At 72.7% G+C, this 19,038-nt stretch carries 20 protein-coding genes; 11 read left to right on the top strand and 9 right to left on the bottom strand.

Translation table 11 applies throughout. The features are described 5' to 3' along the window. Positions 1-50: 50 nt before the first annotated feature. Together ABD374_RS24920 and ABD374_RS24915 are read left to right on the top strand one after the other, a co-directional pair. Entirely contained in the window at positions 51-920 is an 870-nt protein-coding gene (locus tag ABD374_RS24920) for an alpha/beta fold hydrolase (protein WP_344497844.1), read from the top strand. A gap of 70 nt (positions 921-990) precedes the next feature. Further along, complete coding sequence (locus ABD374_RS24915; RefSeq protein ID WP_344497843.1) at positions 991-1,680, top strand: pentapeptide repeat-containing protein; 690 nt, start codon at positions 991-993, stop codon at positions 1,678-1,680. Between the two features lie 26 nt (positions 1,681-1,706). On the opposite strand, the gene ABD374_RS24910 is transcribed toward ABD374_RS24915, so the two are convergent. Continuing rightward, positions 1,707-2,210: a hypothetical protein gene (locus tag ABD374_RS24910; protein ID WP_344497842.1), complete on the bottom strand. Its 504-nt coding sequence runs from the start codon at positions 2,208-2,210 to the stop codon at positions 1,707-1,709. On the opposite strand from ABD374_RS24910, the gene ABD374_RS24905 reads away from it, so the two are divergent. After that, on the top strand, positions 2,200-2,349 hold the full coding sequence (locus ABD374_RS24905) for a hypothetical protein (protein ID WP_344497841.1): 150 nt from the start codon (positions 2,200-2,202) through the stop codon (positions 2,347-2,349). The genes ABD374_RS24910 and ABD374_RS24905 overlap by 11 nt on opposite strands. Positions 2,350-2,425: 76 nt before the next feature. Here ABD374_RS24905 and ABD374_RS24900 read toward each other — a convergent pair whose 3' ends face one another. Together ABD374_RS24900 and ABD374_RS24895 are read right to left on the bottom strand one after the other, a co-directional pair. Then, complete coding sequence (locus ABD374_RS24900; RefSeq protein WP_344497840.1) at positions 2,426-3,094, bottom strand: response regulator; 669 nt, start codon at positions 3,092-3,094, stop codon at positions 2,426-2,428. Continuing rightward, positions 3,091-4,230: a sensor histidine kinase gene (locus ABD374_RS24895; RefSeq protein ID WP_344497944.1), complete on the bottom strand. Its 1,140-nt coding sequence runs from the start codon at positions 4,228-4,230 to the stop codon at positions 3,091-3,093. The genes ABD374_RS24900 and ABD374_RS24895 overlap by 4 nt, the downstream gene beginning before the upstream one ends. Before the next feature lie 312 nt (positions 4,231-4,542). Here ABD374_RS24895 and ABD374_RS24890 point away from each other — a divergent pair, with 312 nt between their 5' ends. Continuing rightward, positions 4,543-5,100 (top strand): GlcG/HbpS family heme-binding protein, encoded by a 558-nt coding sequence (locus ABD374_RS24890; protein WP_344497839.1) that lies wholly within the window; start codon positions 4,543-4,545, stop codon positions 5,098-5,100. Positions 5,101-5,185: 85 nt separating this feature from the next. Continuing rightward, positions 5,186-6,745, top strand: coding sequence for a M1 family metallopeptidase (locus tag ABD374_RS24885; RefSeq protein ID WP_425577345.1), 1,560 nt, complete (start codon positions 5,186-5,188; stop codon positions 6,743-6,745). Positions 6,746-6,908: 163 nt separating this feature from the next. Here the strand turns inward: ABD374_RS24885 and ABD374_RS24880 are convergent, their stop codons facing one another. After that, positions 6,909-7,484: a TerD family protein gene (locus ABD374_RS24880; protein ID WP_344497838.1), complete on the bottom strand. Its 576-nt coding sequence runs from the start codon at positions 7,482-7,484 to the stop codon at positions 6,909-6,911. A 193-nt stretch (positions 7,485-7,677) separates the two neighbouring features. Here ABD374_RS24880 and arfB point away from each other — a divergent pair, with 193 nt between their 5' ends. Continuing rightward, entirely contained in the window at positions 7,678-8,103 is a 426-nt protein-coding gene (gene arfB, locus ABD374_RS24875; protein WP_093800286.1) for an alternative ribosome rescue aminoacyl-tRNA hydrolase ArfB, read from the top strand. Positions 8,104-8,214: 111 nt separating this feature from the next. Here arfB and ABD374_RS24870 read toward each other — a convergent pair whose 3' ends face one another. Further along, positions 8,215-8,715, bottom strand: coding sequence for a flavin reductase family protein (locus ABD374_RS24870; protein WP_344497837.1), 501 nt, complete (start codon positions 8,713-8,715; stop codon positions 8,215-8,217). A gap of 318 nt (positions 8,716-9,033) precedes the next feature. On the opposite strand from ABD374_RS24870, the gene cdgB reads away from it, so the two are divergent. Then, positions 9,034-10,698 carry a diguanylate cyclase CdgB gene (cdgB, locus tag ABD374_RS24865; RefSeq protein WP_344497836.1) on the top strand — a complete coding sequence of 555 codons (1,665 nt, stop codon included), beginning with the start codon at positions 9,034-9,036 and terminating at the stop codon, positions 10,696-10,698. 110 nt (positions 10,699-10,808) lie between these two features. Next, complete coding sequence (locus ABD374_RS24860) at positions 10,809-11,801, top strand: carbohydrate-binding protein (protein WP_344497835.1); 993 nt, start codon at positions 10,809-10,811, stop codon at positions 11,799-11,801. Positions 11,802-11,819: 18 nt separating this feature from the next. Here ABD374_RS24860 and ABD374_RS24855 read toward each other — a convergent pair whose 3' ends face one another. The 4 genes from ABD374_RS24855 to ABD374_RS24840 all read right to left on the bottom strand — a co-directional run bounded on the left by ABD374_RS24855 (position 11,820) and on the right by ABD374_RS24840 (position 15,910). After that, positions 11,820-12,671 (bottom strand): class II fructose-bisphosphate aldolase, encoded by an 852-nt coding sequence (locus ABD374_RS24855; RefSeq protein WP_344497834.1) that lies wholly within the window; start codon positions 12,669-12,671, stop codon positions 11,820-11,822. A 44-nt stretch (positions 12,672-12,715) separates the two neighbouring features. Beyond that, positions 12,716-13,642, bottom strand: a complete 927-nt coding sequence (locus tag ABD374_RS24850; protein ID WP_344497833.1) for a 1-phosphofructokinase family hexose kinase — start codon at positions 13,640-13,642, stop codon at positions 12,716-12,718. A gap of 163 nt (positions 13,643-13,805) precedes the next feature. Beyond that, on the bottom strand, positions 13,806-14,951 hold the full coding sequence (gene nagA / locus ABD374_RS24845; RefSeq protein WP_344497832.1) for an N-acetylglucosamine-6-phosphate deacetylase: 1,146 nt from the start codon (positions 14,949-14,951) through the stop codon (positions 13,806-13,808). Then, complete coding sequence (locus tag ABD374_RS24840; RefSeq protein WP_344497831.1) at positions 14,951-15,910, bottom strand: ROK family protein; 960 nt, start codon at positions 15,908-15,910, stop codon at positions 14,951-14,953. The genes nagA and ABD374_RS24840 overlap by 1 nt, the downstream gene beginning before the upstream one ends. A gap of 236 nt (positions 15,911-16,146) precedes the next feature. Between ABD374_RS24840 and ABD374_RS24835 the strand changes: the two genes are divergently transcribed. The 3 genes from ABD374_RS24835 to otsB all read left to right on the top strand — a co-directional run bounded on the left by ABD374_RS24835 (position 16,147) and on the right by otsB (position 18,630). Beyond that, a complete protein-coding gene (locus tag ABD374_RS24835) occupies positions 16,147-17,364 on the top strand; it encodes an ABC transporter substrate-binding protein (RefSeq protein ID WP_344497830.1) in 1,218 nt (405 codons plus the stop codon). 60 nt (positions 17,365-17,424) lie between these two features. After that, positions 17,425-17,694: a DUF3263 domain-containing protein gene (locus tag ABD374_RS24830; protein ID WP_344497829.1), complete on the top strand. Its 270-nt coding sequence runs from the start codon at positions 17,425-17,427 to the stop codon at positions 17,692-17,694. Between the two features lie 66 nt (positions 17,695-17,760). Continuing rightward, the gene (gene otsB, locus ABD374_RS24825; RefSeq protein WP_344497828.1) at positions 17,761-18,630 is read left to right on the top strand and encodes a trehalose-phosphatase; all 870 of its coding nucleotides are present in this window, start codon (positions 17,761-17,763) and stop codon (positions 18,628-18,630) included. The last annotated feature ends 408 nt before the right edge of the window (positions 18,631-19,038 follow it).

The following is a 19,038-nucleotide window of genomic DNA, read 5'->3' as shown; positions in this document are numbered from 1 at the left end:
AACGATCGTTCTCCGTCGATCCGTCCGTCTCACGCCGCCCGGGAGCAGCTGTGTCCGTGTTCGGTACGCGCCACCACACCGTCGACATCGACGGGCTGGACGTCTTCTACCGCGAGGCGGGCGACCCGTCCCGCCCCACGCTCGTCCTGCTGCACGGCTTTCCGTCCAGCTCGCACATGTACCGGGGGCTGATCGCCGAACTCGCCGACGAGTTCCACCTGATCGCCCCCGACCACATCGGCTTCGGGCGCTCCGCCGCCCCGGACGCCGGTGAATTCACGTACAGCTTCGAGAAGTTGACCGAGGTCACGCTGGCGCTGCTCGACAGGCTGGGGGTGGAGAGGTGCGCGCTGTACCTCCATGACTACGGCGCCCCGATCGGACTGCGCATCGCCAGCCGCGATCCGGGGCGCGTGACCGCGCTGATCAGTCAGAGCGGCAACGCCTACGTGGAGGGCTTCACGCCCTTCTGGGACGTGCTGTTCGCGCACGCCCGGGACCGCGCGGCGCACGAGCCCGCCGTGCGCGAGCTGCTGACCGCCGGGGCGACCAGGTGGCAGTACGAGCACGGGGTGCCGGCGGACCGGCTCGACCGGATCGGCCCCGAGACCTGGACGCTGGACCAGGCCGGACTCGACCGGCCGGGGAACAAGGAGATCCAGCTCCAGCTCTTCTGGGACTACCAGTTCAACCTCGACGGTTACCCGGCCTTCCAGGAGTACTTCCGCACCCACCGGCCGCCGGCGCTCGTCGTGTGGGGGCGGGGTGACGAGATCTTCGGAGCGGCGGGCGCGGAGGCGTTCGCCCGGGACCTGCCCGACGCGCGGATCCGTCTGCTCGACGCCGGGCACTTCGCGCTGGAGACGCACGGCGGGGAAATCGCGGCTCTGGTGCGGGACTTCCTGCGGGAAGTGCGATGAAGAGGACGCACGTGCCCGCCGTGGGGGATCGCCCGGGGGAGTTGTCAGTGGGGTGGTACAGCATGGGCGGATGGCACGGAACGCGAAGCAGACGCAGGCAGTGGTACGTCCCGTACGGCGCCCCGAGGTGCGGCTGCCGCCGCTCGCGCCGTTCGGGCCCGGTGGGCTGGAGCCCGAGGGGGACTACGACGGGTTCGAGTTCCGGGACCGCGACCTGGGCGGCCAGGACGGGCGCGGGGCCCGCTTCATGGACTGCGGTCTGTACGGTGTCGCGCTCGACGGGACGGGGCTGAGCCGGGCGCGCGTCATCGACTCGGTGCTGGACGGGGTGCGGGGGGTGGGCACCGACCTGGCGGAGGCGTCACTGCGCGACGTGGAGGTGACCGACGCCCGGCTCGGCGGGGTCCAGCTGCACGCGGCGTCCCTGGAACGGGTGCTGGTGCGGGGCGGGAAGATCGACTATCTGAATCTGCGCAGGGCGCGCCTGAAGGACGTCGTGTTCGAGGGCTGTGTGCTGGTCGAGCCGGACTTCGGCGGGGCCCGCCTGGAGCGGGTGGAGTTCCGCGACTGTGTGCTGCGGCGGGCGGACTTCAGCTCGGCCACGATGGTCGGTGTGGATCTGCGTACGGTCGCGGAGCTGGACATCGCGCGGGGCGTGGACCGGCTGGCGGGGTCGGTGATCAGTCCGTCGCAACTGCTCGAACTGGCACCGGCGTTCGCGGCGCAGATCGGGGTGCGGGTGGAGAACACCGGGGGGTAGGGAGCGAGGGAGCGAGGCGGCGGGCGCTAGGGGGCGACGCGGGGGAAGCGGGCCTGGAGGTCCCACATCACCGGGTTGTCGGCGAGGCCGTCGTGCAGGTCGGTGAGGTCCGCGATCAGGTCGTGCAGGAAGTCGCGGGCCTCGCGGCGCAGCAGCCGGTGGCTGAAGGTGATCGGGGGCTCCTCGACCGGCATCCAGTCGGCGGCGATGTCGACCCAGCCGAAGCGGCGCTCGAAGAGCATCCGGTCCGTCGACTCGGTGAAGTCCAGCTCGGCGAACTGCGGCTGGGAGGAGCGGCTGCCGCGCGGGTCCTGGTCGAGCTGCTCGACGATGTCGCACAGGGCCCACGCGAAGTCGAGCACGGGAACCCATCCCCAGGCTGTGGACACTTCCCGGTCCGACGTGGTGTCGGCGAGATAGACGTCCCCGCAGAAGAGGTCGTGCCGCAGGTCGTGGACGCCGGCGCGCCGGTAGTCGGTCTGCGGGGGGTCCGGAAAGCGGCGGGAGAGGGAGTAGCCGATGTCGAGCACGTGGTCGATGGTGTCACGTCTGCCGGACGGGTTCGCCCCGGCCGGTTCCGGCCTGCGGAAACGGCACCGCTCGAGCGCCCGGGTGAACGGTTCCAGGTTCGAGTCTCTCGGTTCCGGCCTCGACACCACCGAGGTCTGACCCCGCAAGACCTGCCTGCGGACTGACACCCGCCCGCCCGCCCGCCTGCTGGCCGTCTGCCTGCCTGCCTGCTGCGCTACGGCAGCAGGCGCTGTTCCTTCGCCACCGCCACCGCGCCCGACCTCGTGTCCACGCCGAGTTTCGCGTAGATGCGGCCCAGGTGGGTCTTCACCGTCGCCTCGCTGATGAACAGCGCGCGGGCGATCTCCCGGTTGCCCAGGCCGTGTGCCAGCTGGCCGAGGATGTCCGTTTCCCGTTCCGTCAGGGCCGGGCGGGCCGCGCCGCGCATGCGGTCCATGACGCGGCTGGCGACCGGCGGGGAGAGCGTCGTGCGGCCCTGGGCGGCCGAGCGGATCGCGGTGAAGAGCTCCTCCGGGCGCTCGGCCTTGAGCAGGTAGCCCGTCGCGCCCGCCTCGATCGCCCGCGTGATGTCCGCGTCCGTGTCGTACGTCGTGAGGACCAGGACGTGGACCCCGGTCGGAGCGATACGCCGGGTGGCCTCCACGCCGTCGATGCCCGTGCCCAGCTGGAGATCCATCAGGACCACGTCCGGGGTCAGCTTGGCGGCCATCGCCACCGCTTCCTCACCGCTGCCCGCCTCCCCGACGACCTCGATGTCGGGTTCGCTGCCCAGCAGGGCGAGCAGTCCGGCGCGTACGACCAGGTGGTCGTCGCAGAGCAGGATGCGTACGGGACGTGCGGGGCTTACGGAACGTGCGGGACTCATCGGATGCGCCGGGTTCATGACTGGGGCTCCAGGGGGATCGCGGCGGAGAGCACGGTGCCCTCGCCGGGGACGGACTCGATCGCCAGGGTGCCGCCGAGCTGGCGGACACGGGCACGCATCGCGGGCAGACCGTGGCCGCGCACACCGGCGGGGGAGGGGGACGGGGTCTGTGCGAAGCCCGTGCCGTCGTCGGCGACGTCCAGCACCACCTGGTCGCCCAGGTAGGTCAGGGTCACCGCGGCCGCCCGCGCGTTCGCGTGTTCGCGTACGTTCGCCAGCGCGCCCTGCGCGATCCGCAGCAGCGCCGACTGCACCCGGTCCGGCAGGCCGCCGTTCGGCGCCCCGTCCACCCGGAACGCCGCCGACTCCCGCGCGGCGAGCATGCGCAGTGCCTCCTCCAGGCTGCCGCCCTCCGCCAGGTCGGCCGGGGCCAGGTCGTGGACGAAGCGGCGGGCCTCGGCCAGGTTGCGTTCCGCGATGGACTCGGCCGTACGGACGTGACGGCGGGCCGTCGCCGGGTCGGCGTCCCACTGCCGGTCCGCCGCCTGGAGCAGCATCTGCTGGCTGGACAGGCCCTGCGCGAGCGTGTCGTGGATCTCCATGGAGAGGCGCTGGCGCTCGGCGAGCGTGCCCTCGCGCCGTTCGGTCGCGGCCAGTTCGCGGCGGGTGCGGATCAGGTCGTCGATCAGCGCCCGCTGCCGGGCCGCCTGCCGCTGCATGCAGAGGAAGACGGCGGTCGCGACCGCCGCCACCGCGGGCGGCGCCAGCACCAGGTTGGGGTCGAAGCCGCCGTGCGCCAGCTGGAGCTGCGCGGCGACCACGAAGGCGGTGAGCAGGCCGACCAGGAGGAGTGCGGCGCGGGACGGGAGCGTACGCAGCCCGGTGTAGAAGAGCGGCACCGCGCACCACGCGAAGCTCGGGGCCAGCACCACCAGCACCATCCAGACGGTGACGACCCCGCCCAGCCAGACCAGCGGGCGGGGCGTGGGGCGGGCCGAGCCGGGGGCGGCGGGGCCCAGGACCGGGCCCAGGACGTACAGCAGCGCCAGCGTGATGCTCAGCGCGATGATCCACGGGGTGCGGGCCTCACCGGGGTGCCGCAGGAGGAAGCGGGTGAGCGAGGCGCCCAGCAGCAGGAAGAACGCGGTGTGCATCACGGGGGCGAGCCAGCGGGCGTCGGGGTCCGGCTGCTCGGGCCGCTCCCGCTCCGGTGGATCGGTCTTCCGCTCCTGGTCCTGGTGCACCGCTCACTCCTCGCTGACCTGCGCGTACGTCCCCATGGTGACCCGGTGGGACCAGACCCGCATCAACCGATCGGCTGACGGACGGGTCGGCCGTCCCGCACGCCGTATGCAGCCGGTACGCCGACGGCAGGGGCCCGGAAGCGGCCGGAGGATCGACAACAGAGCCGAAGCGGGGCGCCACCGGACCCCACTCGGAACCTTCCCAGCCCCAGGAGCCACACCATGAAGAAGCTTTCGCTGCGCACCCGTGTCCTGACCGGTGCCGTCGCCGCCGCCGCCCTCAGCGCCGGCACCTTCGGCGCGATGTCCGCCAACGCCACCGAGCCCGCCGCCGCGCCGGCCGTCGCGGTCGCGGCCGACGCCGCGAACAAGAACCTCCAGCAGTCCACCCACCTGACCGTCGCCGCCGCCACCAGGGCCGCGCAGGCCACCCTGGACGCCGCCGAGGAGGAGAACCAGCGCGTCACCGTCGCCGTCGTCGACCGCAACGGCAACACCGTCGTGACGCTGCGCGGCGACGGCGCCGGCCCGCAGTCGTACGAGTCCGCCGAGCGCAAGGCGTACACCGCCGTCTCCTGGAACGCGCCCACCTCCGAGCTGGCCAAGCGCCTCGCCCAGGCCCCCAACCTGAAGGACATCCCCGGCACCCTCTTCCTCGCGGGCGGCGCCCCGGTCCAGGTCAAGGGCGCCCCGATCGCGGGCATCGGGGTGGCCGGCGCGCCGAGCGGCGACCTGGACGAGAAGTTCGCGCGGGCGGGCGTCGCGGCGCTGGGCAAGTAACGCCCCGACACCGTGCCGTGCCCGTGCCGCGTTCGGCTGTGCGGGTGACGCCCGTCCGGCCGGGTGAGCGGTGCATTCCGCGCATATGATCCTCTCTGTGGATCAATGGTCTCGTGTACGACGCGCAGCCCCCGCCGTCGCCGCCGCCACCCTGCTCGCGCTCACCTCGTGCACCGGCGCCGGAGCCGGCGGGCTCGGCGGGCTCGGCGACGGCGTCCGCGGCGAACCGGGCGCGTCGGGCGTACGCGACCCGTACTTCCCCGGGCTCGGCAACGGCGGCTACGACGTCGAGCACTACACCCTGACCCTCGACTACGACCCCGAGCCCGGTGGCGGCGACCGCACGGGCGGCACCGAAAGCACGGGCGGCACGGAAAGCACGGGCAGCGCACGCCGTGCCGGCCGCGCGGACCACGGGGGGCCCGCGGGCCGTCTCACGGGCACCGCCGAGATCACCGCCCGCGCCACCCAGGACCTCAGCGCCTTCAGCCTCGACCTCCACGGCCTGGAGGTCCGCTCCGCCACCGTCGGAGGGGCCGAGGCCGCCGTCAGCCGTGCGGGCGACGAGCTGACGCTGCGCCCCGCCGCCGGGCTCGCGAAGGGCCGGACCTTCACCACGGTCGTCCGCTACTCCGGCACCCCCGCCACGATCACCGACGCCGACAGCTCGCGGGAGGGCTGGCTGACGACCGTGGACGGCGCGCTCGCGCTCGGCCAGCCGTCCGGGTCGATGGCGTGGTTCCCCGGGAACAACCACCCCAGCGACAAGGCGTCGTACGACATCACCGTCACCGTCCCCGAGGGTCTGAAGGCCATGTCGAACGGCGAGTTGAAGAGCGAGCGCACCCGGGGCGGCCGCACCACCTTCGCCTGGCACACCGGCGAGCCGATGGCCAGTTACCTCGCCACCGTCGCCATCGGCGCGTACGAGACGAGGACTTCGCGCACCCCCTCCGGCCTGCCCGTCCACACCGCAGTCGACCCGGCCGTCGCCGAGGGCAGCACCGAGGTCCTGGCCACGATCCCCGACGTCATGGAGTGGGCCGCCGAGCGTTTCGGCCCGTACCCCTTCTCCTCCACGGGCGCGATCGTCGAGCGAGGCAACGACGCGGGATACGCCCTGGAGACCCAGACCAAGCCGGTCTTCCCCGGTGCGCCCGACCAGGGGCTGCTCGTCCACGAGCTGGCCCACCAGTGGTTCGGCAACTCCGTGACGCCCAGGACCTGGCAGGACATGTGGCTCAACGAGGGCTTCGCGACGTACGCGGAGTGGCTGTGGGACGAGGACTTCGAGGACGTCCCCGCGGACGACAGCTTCGCCGTCGCCTTCGCCGACCCGGTCAACTGGGCCTTCCCGCCCGCCGATCCGCCCACCGCGGCCGAGATCTCGCGGGCGCCCGTCTACGGGCGTGGCGCGATGGTGATCCACAAGGTCCGTGAGGCGGTGGGCGACGACGCCTTCTTCGACATCGTGCGGGGCTGGACCGCCGCCCACCGCCACGGCAACGCGTCCACGGACGACTTCACGGCGTACGTCGAGAAGAAGTCCGGCAAGGACCTGAAGGACCTCTGGGACACCTGGCTCCACGGCCGGGAGAAGCCCGCCGCCCCCACCGCTCCGGGTCCTCCCCGGCCCGCCCGGTGACCGGAGGGTGTCCCGCCCCCGGGGGGCGGGACACGAACCGAACCCGCCTCTCGGCCGTGTGACCGCGCGACCGCGTTGCTGCGCGACAACGCGGCAGGGCCCCGGCCGTCGCTCGAGTTCCAGTGGCCGGGGCCCTGCTCGACAGGCGTGCGCGCGCCCGGTGTCAGACGTTGACGCCGAAGTCCGAGGCGATGCCCGTGAGGCCGGACGCGTAGCCCTGGCCGACCGCGCGGAACTTCCACTCCGCGCCGTTGCGGTAGAGCTCGCCGAAGACCATCGCGGTCTCGGTGGCGGCGTCCTCGCTCAGGTCGTAGCGGGCGATCTCGGCGCCGCCGGCCTGGTTGATGATGCGGATGTACGCGTTGCGCACCTGGCCGAAGTTCTGGCTGCGGGTCACGGCGTCGTAGATCGAGACCGGGAAGACGATCTTGTCGACGTCGGCGGGCAGGCCCGCCAGGTTGACGTTGATCGCCTCGTCGTCGCCCGCACCCTCACCACTGCGGTTGTCGCCGGTGTGGACGATGGTCTGGTCCGGCGTCGACTTGTTGTTGAAGAAGACGAAGTGGCCGTCGGAGTAGACCTTGCCGGTCGGGTTGACCGCGATCGCGGACGCGTCGAGGTCGAAGTCGGTACCGGTGGTCGTACGGACGTCCCAGCCGAGGCCGACCGTGACGGCGGTCAGACCGGGGGCCTCCTTGGTGAGCGAGACGTTGCCGCCCTTGGACAGACTTACAGCCATCGGGATGTCCTCTTCCTTGAAGTCGTGCGGGCCGGTCGGACCCGTGGGGTCCGAAGCTACCGTCACCCGTCCTAACGCGGGCAGGTGGCCGCAAGGTTCCACGTCCGCGGAGGGAGAGGGGAAGGAGGAAGGGGGAGAGGGGAAGGGGAAAAGCGGGTGACGCCATGCCCGTGGACACGGGATCATTGGACGCATGTCCGGGCCTCATGTCATTCGCGGTGCTGTCTCCCTGCCGGAGGCGGAGCTCATGTGGCGTTTCTCCAGGTCCTCCGGGCCCGGCGGACAGCACGTCAACACCACCGACTCCCAGGTGGAACTCCGCTTCGACCTGGCGAAGACCGAAGCGCTGCCCCCGGTCTGGAAGGAGCGCGCGCTGGAGCGGCTCGCTCCCCGGCTGGTGGGCGGCGTCGTCTCCGTACGTTCGTCCGAGCACCGTTCCCAGTGGCGCAACCGCGAGACCGCGCTGGTCCGCATGGCCGCCCTGCTCGCCGAGGCGACGGCCCCGCCGCCCAAGCCGCGCAGGGCGAAGAAGATCCCCCGGGGCATCAACGAGCGCAGGCTGCGCAACAAGAAGGCGCGCGGCGAGACGAAGCGCGGCCGCGCCGGCGGCTGGGACTAGGCCCGCCCCGGAGCCGGAGCCGGGCCCCGAACTGGATCCAGGTCCCGAGCTGGACCTGGGCCCAAGCCCGGACCCAAGCCCAAGCCCGGACCCGAAGCTGGGACCGGCCCGTCAGGCCAGGTGCCGGTAGCGGCCTCTGAAGTACGTGAGCGGGGGGCCCTCCGCGTTCGGCAGGCCCACCGCGAGCACCCGGCCGATCACCAGGGTGTGGTCCCCCGCCTCCACCCGTTGCTCGGTCCCGCACTCCACCACCGCCAGCGCGCCGTCGATCAGCGGGGCCCCGGACACCGCGCCGCGCGTATGGGCGACGTCCTCGAACAGCAGGCGGTCGCTGAGACGGCCCTTCATCGCGAACCGTCCCGCGATGTGCCGCTGGCTCTCCGAGAGCAGGGAGACCGCCCACAGCGGCTGCTCGGCCAGCAGGTCGTCCATCCGGGAGCCGTTCCGTACGCTCACCAGCACCAGCGGCGGTTCCAGCGACACCGACATGAAGGCGGTCGCGGTCATGCCGGCGTCCTCACCGCGCGCACCGCTGTCCGGATCGTGCGCGGTCACCAGGGTGACGCCCGCGGTGAACCGGGACATCGCGGCGCGGAACTCGTCGTTGCTCACCCCCTCAGGATGGGGGACCGGGGCGGGGGACTGGGGGGAGGTCGTCTGGAACACAGAGGGAACGCTATGCCCGGGCCCGTGCCCACACCATCGGGCATAGGGACCAGGAGGGGACCGTGCGAGGTCCTAGGACCGCCGCACGGCCCGCGCATCTCCTGTGCCGCTCATCATCTGACGTGACTTGAGTCACAGAGGCCACAATTTGCTGACCCTGTGTACCGGGTGGGCAGCTCGCTGTGATTCAGTGGCCGTGATAGTGCAACACGTGCGGCTATGGGAATCCTGGAGTTGCTGTCGAGGTCTCGGGGAGTGCGAACAATGGAGGCCGAGTCCGAGCCGTACGTCCGCCTGGCGACGATGCGGCAGCTGCACCAAGTGGTCGCCGATCTCAACCGGGCCACCAGCCTGGCTGACACCTTGCAGGCCGTCGCCAACGGAGTCGTCACGGGCCTCGGGTACGAGCTGGCCTGCGTCAATCTCGTCCAGCCCGACGGCGACCTGGTCATCGCCGCCTTCGCCGGCAACGCGGCGGCCGAGGCCCTGATCACCGGCCGCGTCGGCTCGCGCGCCTCCTGGGAGCGCCGCCTCTCCATGGGCGAGGCATGGGGCGACCTGCACTTCATTCCGCACACCGAGGGCTGGGTCCTGATGGAGGACGACGTCCCCCAGTGGCACACCGACGGCCCCGAGCCCCGCTTCGCCGGCGAGTGGCACCCGCAGGACCGCCTGTACGCCCCCATGTACGCCTCGGGCGGCGGCCAGGAGCTCCTGGGCGTCATCTCCGTCGACCGCCCGCGCAACGGCAGGCACCCCGGCGCGTGGGGCCAGGAGGCGCTCCAGATGTACGCGTCCCAGGCGGCCATCGCGATCAGCAACGCCCGGCTGCGCGCCAACATGCAGCGCGCCCTCGTCCGCCTGGAGCGCGAGCAGCAGGCCCTGCGCGCCAGCGAGGAATCCTTCCGCCAGGCCTTCGAGTACGCCCCGAGCGGCATGGCCATCGCGGAGATGGGCGGCGACCAGCACGGCCGCCTGCTGCGCACCAACGACGCCCTGTGCCGTCTCCTCGGCCGCCCCGCCTCCGCGATGCGCCGCTACTCCTTCGCCGACCTCGTCCACCCCGAGGACATCGGCACCCTGCTGCGCACCTCCGCCGAGGGCGGCCGGGCCGAGCTGCGGCTGGCCCGGCGCGACGGCACGTACGTCTGGGTGTCCCTGCGCAACTCCGTCGTCGCCGACACCACCGACGGCCCGCGCTTCCTCCTCACCCACGTCGAGGACATCGAGGAGCGCAAGCGCCACGAGCTGCACCTCGCCCACCGTGCCTCGCACGACCAGCTCACCGGCCTGCCCAACAGCGCCGAGCTGCGCACCCGCCTCGCCTCCCGGCTGTGCCGCCGCCCGCACGCGCACTCCGCGCGCGCCACGGCCGTGGAGGCCCTGGACGCGGCGTACGGCGAACCGGCCGCCCGGGGGACGGTGCCCGAGCACGACTTCGACTACAACCCGCACACGGACGCGGGCTCCTACGACCACCACGTCCACATGGTCGCGCCCACCTCGGCCGCCGGCGGCCCCGACGACGGCACGAAGGGCCTCGCCGTCCTCTTCTGCGACCTCGACGGCTTCAAGTCGATCAACGACCGGTTCGGGCACCACACCGGTGACGCCGTCCTGATCGAGGTCGCCCGCCGCCTGACGACGTGCGTGCGCGACGGCGATACGGTCGCCCGCCTCGGAGGTGACGAATTCGTCGTCCTCGCCGACGGTCTCGGCAGCGCGGACGCCGCCGACCTCGCCGTACGCCTGCGAAACGCCATCATTCCGCCCATCCGCGTCGACGGCAGGGCGGTCCGCGTCGGAGCCAGTTTCGGCATCGGCTGGGCGAGCTGCGGGATGACGGCCGAGGAAGTGTTGCAGTCGGCTGACCAGCGGATGTACGTGGAGAAACGCTCTCGCGCCAAGGTTCACAGGCGAGCGGGCTGAAGCACGCCCTACTACCGCACTGTGACCCACGCCAAACCTTCGGCTTGCCGGTTCAAGGTAGGCTCGCCGGGTCGGCGACGGCTGGCGAACATGGTGAGGAGTGACCAGGGATGACGGCCGCGAACAACGGCACGAGCACGCCTGAGGACGACGATCCGTTCGGCTACCTCTACGAGGACGGACAGGCGGCGGGCGCTGTCCCGCCCGGCTCGGGCGGCTACGGCTACCCGGGTCCGGCCGCGCAGCCCGGGGTGCCCAGGACCTCGTACCACCAGGTGGGAACGGTCGGCCGACGGCAGTACGGGCAGCAGCAGTACGGCCACCAGGTGCCTCCGCAGCAGACGTACGGCCAGCAGCAGAACCACACCCGGCCCAACGCGCACTACGCGGCCCCCGAGACGCAGCCCGGCGGTGCCCCCACCCGCCCGGCGCCGCCGGTGGGCGGCGGTGGCGGCGGCCGCGGCGGCCGCGGCGGTGGACCCAACACCAAGGGCCTGCTGATCGGCGCGGTGGCGGTGGTCGCGGTCGTCGTCCTCGGCATCGGTATCGCCCTGATGACCAGCGGCGGCAAGGAAGACAAGAAGCCGCAGGCCGGCGGGGTGGGCGGCGGTGGCTCGACGGCCGGCGCGACGACCGAGCCGAGCAAGGAACCGGCCAGGAAGGACGAGAAGCCGGCGGTCCAGTTGCCGAAGCAGGACGCGGCGCTCCTCAAGCTCTCCCCTGGGATCTCCACGGACAAGGCGATCCCCGGCGCCAGGTCGGCGAGCGGCGCGTACGTCCCGCTGAACGCCCCCGGTGCCTCGGCGACCTGGAAGGTCAAGGTGCCGAAGGCCGGGGCGTACACGCTGTCGATCGACTACGGCGTGCCCGGCAAGGACGCCAAGACGTCGCTGACCGTCAACGGCAAGCCGCACGGCGGCGGCCTCAACATGGAGAACTTCGCGCACGCCGAGGAAGGCGCCTGGGACAAGGGCTGGACCAACACCTACGCCTGGGTCAATCTCACCGAGGGCGAGAACACCTTCGTGATCTCCTGCGGCGACGGCGACCAGTGCGAGGCCAACCTCGACCGGCTGGAGCTCAAGGCCGGCCACATCAAGTGACCTCCGTGCTCTAGCGCGCTACGGGCGCATCAGCCTCAGGAAGTGCGCCACCGTCCCGGTCATCGCCTCGCGAGCCGGGACGAGGTACTTCCTGGGGTCGACCGTCGTCCGGTGCGCGTCCAGGTAGGTGCGTACCGCGCCCGTGAAGGCCGTGTTCAGGGCCGTGCCCACATTGATCTTGACCATGCCGGCCGCCACCGCCCGGCGGATCTCCCCGTCCGGTACGCCCGACGAGCCGTGCAGGACCAGCGGCACCGGTACGGCGTCGCGCAGGGCGGTGATCAGTGCGTGGTCCAGGGCCGCGGTGCGGTCCGTCATCGCGTGGGAGGAGCCGACGGCGACGGCCAGGGCGTCGACGCCCGTGCCGGCCACGTAGCTCTGCGCCTCGGCCGGGTCCGTGCGGACGCCGGGAGCGTGGGCGTCGAGCGGCGCCTCGCCCCCCTTGCCGCCGACCCTGCCCAGCTCCGCCTCGATCCAGATGCCGCGCGCGTGGCCCCAGCGGACCGCCTCGGCGGTGGCCTTCACGTTGTCGCCGTACGTCAGCTTCGAGGCGTCGAACATCACCGAGCTGAAGCCCGCCGGGTGCGCGGCCCGCAGCAGCTCGACGGACTCGACGTGGTCGAGGTGGAGGGAGAGAGAGGCCGAGGACGCGCGGGCCACGGCCGTCGCCGCCGCCGCGACGGCGGTGAGGTCGCCGCCGTGGAACTTCACCGCGTTCTCGGAGATCTGGAGGACGGCCGGTGCGCCCGCCCGCTCCGCGCCCGCCGCGATCGCCTCCGCGTGCTCCAGCGTGATGACGTTGAAGGCGGCGACGCCGTGGCCGGACTCCCGGGCGGCGGTGACGAGTTCACCGGTGCTGACGAGTGGCATGCGGTCCCCTGTTGCTCGTGTGCGGGCGTCGTGTGCGGGCGCGGTTACGCCGCCGTGGCGCGTGTCGTGACGTCGATCCCCGGCAGCAGCTCTTCGTACGCCGCCGCGTCGAACTCGCCCGCCGCCGGGGCCAGTACGGTCGCCGCCGACAGCGCCACCGCCCGTGCCAGCCGCTGCGGCCAGGGGAGTTGCTCGACCAGGCCCGAGAGCAGCCCGGCCACCGCCGAATCGCCCGCGCCCGTCGGGTTGCCCTGCGCGCGGGCGGGCGGGGCCGCCTGCCACAGGCCCTCGGGGGCGGCGGCCAGCAGGCCGTCCGGGCCGAGCGAGGCGACCACGGCGCGGGCGCCGCGGCGGCGGGCGTCGTGGACGGCGCGCAGGGGGTCGCGGGAGCCGGTGAGCTGGGTGAGTTCGTCGGCGTTGGGCTTGGCGAGGTCGGGGCGGGCGGCGACGCCCCGGCGCAGCGGTTCACCGCTGGTGTCCAGGAGCACGGGGACGCCGGCGGCGCGGGCGCGCCGGATCAGCTCGGCGTACGCGCCGGCGTGGACGCCGGGGGGCAGGCTGCCGCAGAGGGCCACCGCCCGTGCGCCGCGCAGGAGCCGGCCGTACGAGGAGAGGAAGGCGGCCCACTCCCCGGGGGTGATCACCGGGCCCGGCTCGTTGAGCTGGGTCGTGTCGCCGGTGGCGGTGTCGACGACGGCGACGGTGCGGCGGGTGGCGCCGGTGACGGGGACGAGCGCGTCGACGGGGCCGAGGGGCGCGAGCAGGTCGCGCAGCACGGCGCCGGAAGGGCCGCCGGCGAAGCCCGTCACGACGGTGTCGTGGCCGAGGGCCGCCAGTACGCGCGCCACGTTGATGCCCTTGCCGCCGGGGCGTTCGGCGACGTCGCTCACGCGGTGGGAGGCGTGCGGGGTGAGGGCCGGGACGCGGTAGGTGAGGTCGAGCGCGGTGTTCAGCGTGACCGTCAGGATCACCCGCGTCACCCCCCGTGCCCCGTGGAAAACGCTTACCGTGTGCGTGGTGTCGGGGCGATCATGCCAAAAAGAAAGCGGTTGGCCCAGGGTCCGGGGCCAACCGCTGCGTGTCGTTTTGATATGAACTGGTGCAGAAATCACCCCAGTTGGGACGCCTCGGGACTTACGGCTCCCTCAGCCAGGCGCCCTTGCGCATCACGCCCTTGAGCGTGAAGTCCGCGTCCAGCACCACCAGGTCCGCGTCCTTGCCCGGCTCCAGCGAGCCGACCCTGTCGTCGACGCCGAGCAGGCGGGCGGGGTTGGCGGAGATCGACCGTACGACGTCCTCGACCGGCAGCCGGTCGACGGTCACCGCGCGCTTGAAGGCGGTGTCGAGGGTGAGCGTGGAGCCGGCGATCGAGCCGCCTTCGGCGAGGCGCGCGACGCCGTTCCTGACCTCGACCTCCAGCGGGCCGAGCAGGTACGTGCCGTCGCCGAAGCCCGCCGCGTCCATCGCGTCGGTGATGAACGCGACCCGGCCGGCGCCCGCCCGGTGGTACGCCAGCTCCAGCGCGGCCGGGTGCAGGTGGGTGCCGTCGTTGATCAGCTCGACCGTGACCCGCTCGTCCTCCAGGAGCGCGGCGATCGGGCCGGGCGTGCGGTGGCCGAGGGCGGGCATCGCGTTGTAGAGGTGCGTGGCGACGGTGGCGCCCGCGTCGATGGCCTCGGCGGTCTGCTCGTACGTCGCGTCCGTGTGGCCGATCGCGGCGATCACGCCGTGCTCGGCGAGCAGCCGCACCGAGTCGATGCCGCCGGGCAGCTCGGTCGCCAGCGTGACCATCTTCGCCGTGCCGTGCGCGGCGTCGATCAGCTTGCGGACCTCCGCCGGGTCGGGGTCGCGCAGCAGGTCCTCGCTGTGCGCGCCCTTGCGGCACGGCGAGATGAACGGGCCCTCGAAGTGGAGGCCGGCCAGGTCGCCCTGCTCGACCAGCTCGGAGAGCAGCGCGGCCTGCCGGGCGAGTGCGTCCGTCTCGCCGGTCACCAGCGAGGCGGCGATGGTCGTCGTGCCGTGCTCGCGGTGCGTCCGTACGCCCTTGAGCACCTCCTCGGCGGTGCCGGAGGTGAAGGACGCGCCGCCGCCGCCGTGCACGTGCATGTCGACGAAGCCGGGCACGATCCAGTGGCCGGAGAGGTCCAGGGAGGGGGTGTCCGCCGGTGCGGAGCCGGCGATGCGGCCGCCCTCGACGATGACCCGGCCGTTCTCGACGGTCCCGGTCGGCAGCACCACCCGGGCGCCGGAGAGAACCTTGGTTGCAGCGCGTCCGGCCATCAGGCGGATACCTCCGTGGCTTCTGTGATTGCTGGGGCTTCCGTGGCGAGAAGGTCCCAGGCGAGGAGCCCCGCGCCCAGGCATCCGGCGGTGTCCCCGAGGGCCGCCGGAACGATCGTGGGCAGCTTCTGGAACGTGACGCGTTCCGCGACGGCCGCCCGCAGTGGTGTGAACAAGGTTTCCCCGGCCTCGGCCAGTCCGCCACCGATGATCAGCGTGCGGGGGTCCAGGAGGGTGAGCGCGGTGACCAGCCCGTCGGCGAGCGCGTCGACGGCTTCGCGCCACACCTCCCGGGCCCGCGGATCGCCCGACTCGACGGCCTTCGCGCAGTCCGCGGCGTCGGCGTCCGGGTCGCCGGAGGCGGCGGCCCAGGCGGCGGACACGGCGGAGGCGGAGGCGAAGCGCTCCAGGCAGCCGCGCCGGCCGCAGCCGCACAGGATGCCGCCGGGACGTACGACGATGTGGCCGATCTCGCCGGCGCAGCCGTGGGCTCCGGCCTCGATGACGCCGTTGATGCCGATGGCGCCGGCGATCCCGGTGCCGAGCGGTACGAAGAGGAAGCGGTCCGCGTCCCGGCCCGCCCCGATGCGCCCTTCGGCGAGGCCGCCGGTGCGTACGTCGTGGCCGAGGGCGACCGGCACCCCGCGCAGCTTCTCGCCGAGGAGTGCGCGCAGGGGCACGTCGCGCCAGCCCAGGTTGGCGGCGTACACCGCGATCCCGTTCTCGGCGTCGACGATGCCGGGCACGGCCACACCGGCGGCCGAGGCCCTCTCGGCGTACCGCTCCTCGCCGTACGCGCGCAGCTCGGCGGCGAAGCCGGTGATCGCCTCGACGACGGCCTCGGGCCCCCGCTCCCTGCCGGTGGCCCGGCGGGCCTCGTGCAGCAGCGTGCCGTCCGCGCCGACCAGTGCGGCCTTCATCCCGGTGCCGCCCACATCGAGGGCGATGACGTGTTTCACGGACACAGTCTCGCGCGTCAACCGTGGAAAGGTCTAGTCCACTTGCGTCTGTTCTGCCGTCCGTCCTTCACGCGGGCGTTGCAGAAGCGATATCCGGGTGGTGTAGACCTCCTGGCGCGGAATAGGAGAAAATCGCAGCTCGCACGCATGTCGGACAACAAATTGATGAATCAGGGTGGGACAGGGCTGTGCACCGGCGCTTCTTGGGTTTGACCGCGACAGTCGCCGCACTCGGCATGACAGTGGCTCTGTCGGGGTGTGGAAGCAGTGGCTCCGGGGGTGAGGTCACCCTCAAGCTCGTCGCGGCGGACTACGACCCCGAAGGCGGCGACAGCACCAAGCGGTACTGGGACGGCGTCGCCACCGCTTTCGAGGCCAAGAATCAGGGCGTCAAGATCGACGTCACGGTCCACGACTGGAAGGACGTCGACCGCGAGGTCGCCGAAATGGTCGCGGCCGGCAAGGCCCCCGACATCGCCCAGATCGGCGCGTACGCCGACTACGCGGCCAAGGACCAGCTCTACTCCGTCGACGACCTGCTCTCCATCCCCGTGCAGGCCAACTTCCTCGCCCCGCTCGCCGACGCGGGCGAGGTCAACCGCGTGCCGTACGGCCTGCCGTTCGTGGCCAGCACCCGCCTGCTCTTCTACAACGAGACGCTCTTCACCCGGGCCGGCCTCAAGGCCCCCACGACGTGGGACGAGATCGGGAGCGCGGCCGCCGCGCTCGAGCGGCGCGGCGTGAAGTACCCGTTCGCGCTGCCGCTCGGCACCGAGGAGGCCCAGGCCGAGACCATGATGTGGATGCTCAGCGCGGGTGGCGGCTACACCGACGCGGTCGGGACGTACCAGATCGACTCCGAGCCGAATGTCAGGGCCTTCGACTGGCTGAAGGACGACCTCGTCGGGAAGGGGCTGACCGGGCCCGTCGCCCCGGCCAAGCTCAACAGGAAGACCGCCTTCACCGCGTTCGCGGACGGTGAGGTCGGCATGCTCAACGGCCACCCCTCCCTCCTCCAGCAGGCCGAGAAGAAGGGCGTCGAGGTCGGCATGGTGCCGCTGCCCGGACCGAACGGCAAGCCGGAGTCCAGCATGGGCGTCGCCGACTGGATGATGGGCTTCAAGCAGAACGGCCACCGCGAGCAGATCGGTGCCTTCCTCGACTTCGCGTACAGCGACGACAACGTCCTGGAATTCGCCGACCAGTACGACCTGCTGCCGGTCACCGTCTCCGCCTCCGAGGCGATGAGCGAGGACGCCGAGCACAAGAAGCTGTGGCCGTTCCTCGAAGCGCTGCCGGAATCGACGCTCTACCCGGTGGACAAGACGTCGTGGGCGAAGGTCAGCGAGAGCATCAAGAAGCAGATCGGGTCCGTGGTCGGCCCCGACGGCGATCCGGCCGGGACCCTAGGCTCCATCGGCCGTGAGGCGATGGCGACGGAGAACGCCGAGTAGCACCGAGTGGCGCCGAGTAGGACCGAGTAGGGCGTTTTCGAGCCGTTCTAGACTGCTCATATGCCTTACGACTCCGACGAAGAGGACGAAGAGGACGCGCACGGTCCCGAGCTCTCCGAGCGGGACCGCGCCCTCCTCGCCGTGGAGCGGCGCTCCTGGGCCGGGCCCGGAGCCAAGGAGCGGGCGATGCGCGAGCAGCTCGGCATCTCGCCGACCCGCTACTACCAGCTCCTCAACGCCCTCCTCGACGACCCGCGCGCGCTCGCTCACGACCCCGTCACCGTCAACCGCCTCCGCCGGGTGCGGGACGCCCGCCGCGAACGCCGCTGACCCGGCACCGGGGGCCGGGCAGCGGGCCGGTGCCCGGCCCGGCGCGCGCCGGTAGGGTCGGGGGGCATGGGCAGCCAACCGCAATCGCAACCGCATCCCCTGCCGGTCGACCTCACGCCGGCGACCCCCGCCGGCCGCGACGGCCTCGCCGCGCTGCTGGACGCGCCGGACCGGGCGCTGATCGCCGTCGACTTCGACGGCACGCTCGCCGACATCGTCCCCGATCCCGAGCAGGCCCGCGCCCACCCCGGCGCGGTGGAGGCGCTCGCCGCCCTCGCGTCCCACGTCGGCGCCCTCGCCGTGATCACCGGCCGCCCGGCCGCCGTCGCGGTCCGCAACGGCGGCTTCGCGGGGGTCCCCGGCCTCGGACACCTCGTCGTACTCGGCCACTACGGCGCCGAACGCTGGGACGCCGGCACCGGAACCGTCAGCGCCCCCGACGCCCACCCCGGCGTGGAGGCCGCCCGCGCCGAACTCCCCGGCTTCCTCGACGGCGTCGAAACCTGGCGCGGCGCGTGGGTCGAGGAGAAGGGCCGGGCCGTCGCCGTACACACGCGCCGCGCCGCCGACCCGGTGACGGCGTTCGAGTCCCTGCGCGTCCCCCTGGCCGAGCTTGCGGCCCGCCACGGCCTGATCGTCGAACCCGGCCGGCTGGTGCTGGAGCTGCGCCCGCCCGGCATCGACAAGGGCGTGGCCCTGACCGAGCACGTGCGCGAGACCGGCGCGAGCTGTGTCCTGTACGCCGGGGACGACCTGGGCGATGTGGCCGCGTACGCGGCCGTGGAGAAGCTGCGCACGGAGGGCGTCCCGGGCCTGCTGGTGTGCAGCGGAAACGAGGTCCCCGCCCTCGCGGACCGGGCGGACCTGGTGGTCGAGGGCCCGTCGGGAGTGGTCCGGCTGCTCACCGCCCTGTCCTCGATCGCCGGACGGGCCTGATCCGATTCCGGCCGGGCCTGTTCTCCGGCGAAGGCTCGGCTGTCGCACGCGGCTGCACTTTCCGCGCTGCGGCAACCGTCAGCCTCTCCGGCGTTTGAGGAGCGGGGTCTGGGGCGGAGCCCCGGTTCGGGAAGGGGCGGGTAGGGGAAAGCTCCGCAGGACCCGGCCCGCCCCGGACCCGCCCCCGGCCCGGCCGGGACGCCTGTCCGCCTGATCCCAGGCCGGCGCCCCGCCTAGTCCGAGACCGCCGATGCCCCGCCTACTCCGAGGCCGGGGCGGGTCCTGGTCCGAGGCCGGGGCTCCGCCTGTTCCGAGGCCGGTGCCGCGAGCTGGTCCGGGAACCAGGCCGCCGGTGGCAGCGCCGTCGCCGCCGCGGCCAGCCGCTTCGTCCGCTCCTGCGGTTCCATC

It is taken from the genome of Streptomyces enissocaesilis (genome assembly GCF_039533765.1).
GTDB lineage: Bacteria > Actinomycetota > Actinomycetes > Streptomycetales > Streptomycetaceae > Streptomyces > Streptomyces enissocaesilis.
This window is presented reverse-complemented; position numbering and strand designations above follow the sequence as displayed.

Excerpts from the sequence above, each read along its gene's own strand:
- ABD374_RS24915 (WP_344497843.1), top strand. The coding sequence starts at position 991 with ATGGCACGGAACGCGAAGCAGACGCAGGCAGTGGTACGTCCCGTACGG.
- ABD374_RS24905 (WP_344497841.1), top strand. The coding sequence starts at position 2,200 with ATGTCGAGCACGTGGTCGATGGTGTCACGTCTGCCGGACGGGTTCGCC.
- ABD374_RS24900 (WP_344497840.1), bottom strand. The coding sequence starts at position 3,094 with ATGAACCCGGCGCATCCGATGAGTCCCGCACGTTCCGTAAGCCCCGCA.
- ABD374_RS24895 (WP_344497944.1), bottom strand. The coding sequence starts at position 4,230 with ATGCACACCGCGTTCTTCCTGCTGCTGGGCGCCTCGCTCACCCGCTTC.
- ABD374_RS24890 (WP_344497839.1), top strand. The coding sequence starts at position 4,543 with ATGAAGAAGCTTTCGCTGCGCACCCGTGTCCTGACCGGTGCCGTCGCC.
- ABD374_RS24885 (WP_425577345.1), top strand. The coding sequence starts at position 5,186 with ATGATCCTCTCTGTGGATCAATGGTCTCGTGTACGACGCGCAGCCCCC.
- ABD374_RS24880 (WP_344497838.1), bottom strand. The coding sequence starts at position 7,484 with ATGGCTGTAAGTCTGTCCAAGGGCGGCAACGTCTCGCTCACCAAGGAG.
- arfB (WP_093800286.1), top strand. The coding sequence starts at position 7,678 with ATGTCCGGGCCTCATGTCATTCGCGGTGCTGTCTCCCTGCCGGAGGCG.
- cdgB (WP_344497836.1), top strand. The coding sequence starts at position 9,034 with ATGGAGGCCGAGTCCGAGCCGTACGTCCGCCTGGCGACGATGCGGCAG.
- ABD374_RS24860 (WP_344497835.1), top strand. The coding sequence starts at position 10,809 with ATGACGGCCGCGAACAACGGCACGAGCACGCCTGAGGACGACGATCCG.
- ABD374_RS24855 (WP_344497834.1), bottom strand. The coding sequence starts at position 12,671 with ATGCCACTCGTCAGCACCGGTGAACTCGTCACCGCCGCCCGGGAGTCC.
- nagA (WP_344497832.1), bottom strand. The coding sequence starts at position 14,951 with ATGGCCGGACGCGCTGCAACCAAGGTTCTCTCCGGCGCCCGGGTGGTG.
- ABD374_RS24835 (WP_344497830.1), top strand. The coding sequence starts at position 16,147 with ATGACAGTGGCTCTGTCGGGGTGTGGAAGCAGTGGCTCCGGGGGTGAG.
- ABD374_RS24830 (WP_344497829.1), top strand. The coding sequence starts at position 17,425 with ATGCCTTACGACTCCGACGAAGAGGACGAAGAGGACGCGCACGGTCCC.
- otsB (WP_344497828.1), top strand. The coding sequence starts at position 17,761 with ATGGGCAGCCAACCGCAATCGCAACCGCATCCCCTGCCGGTCGACCTC.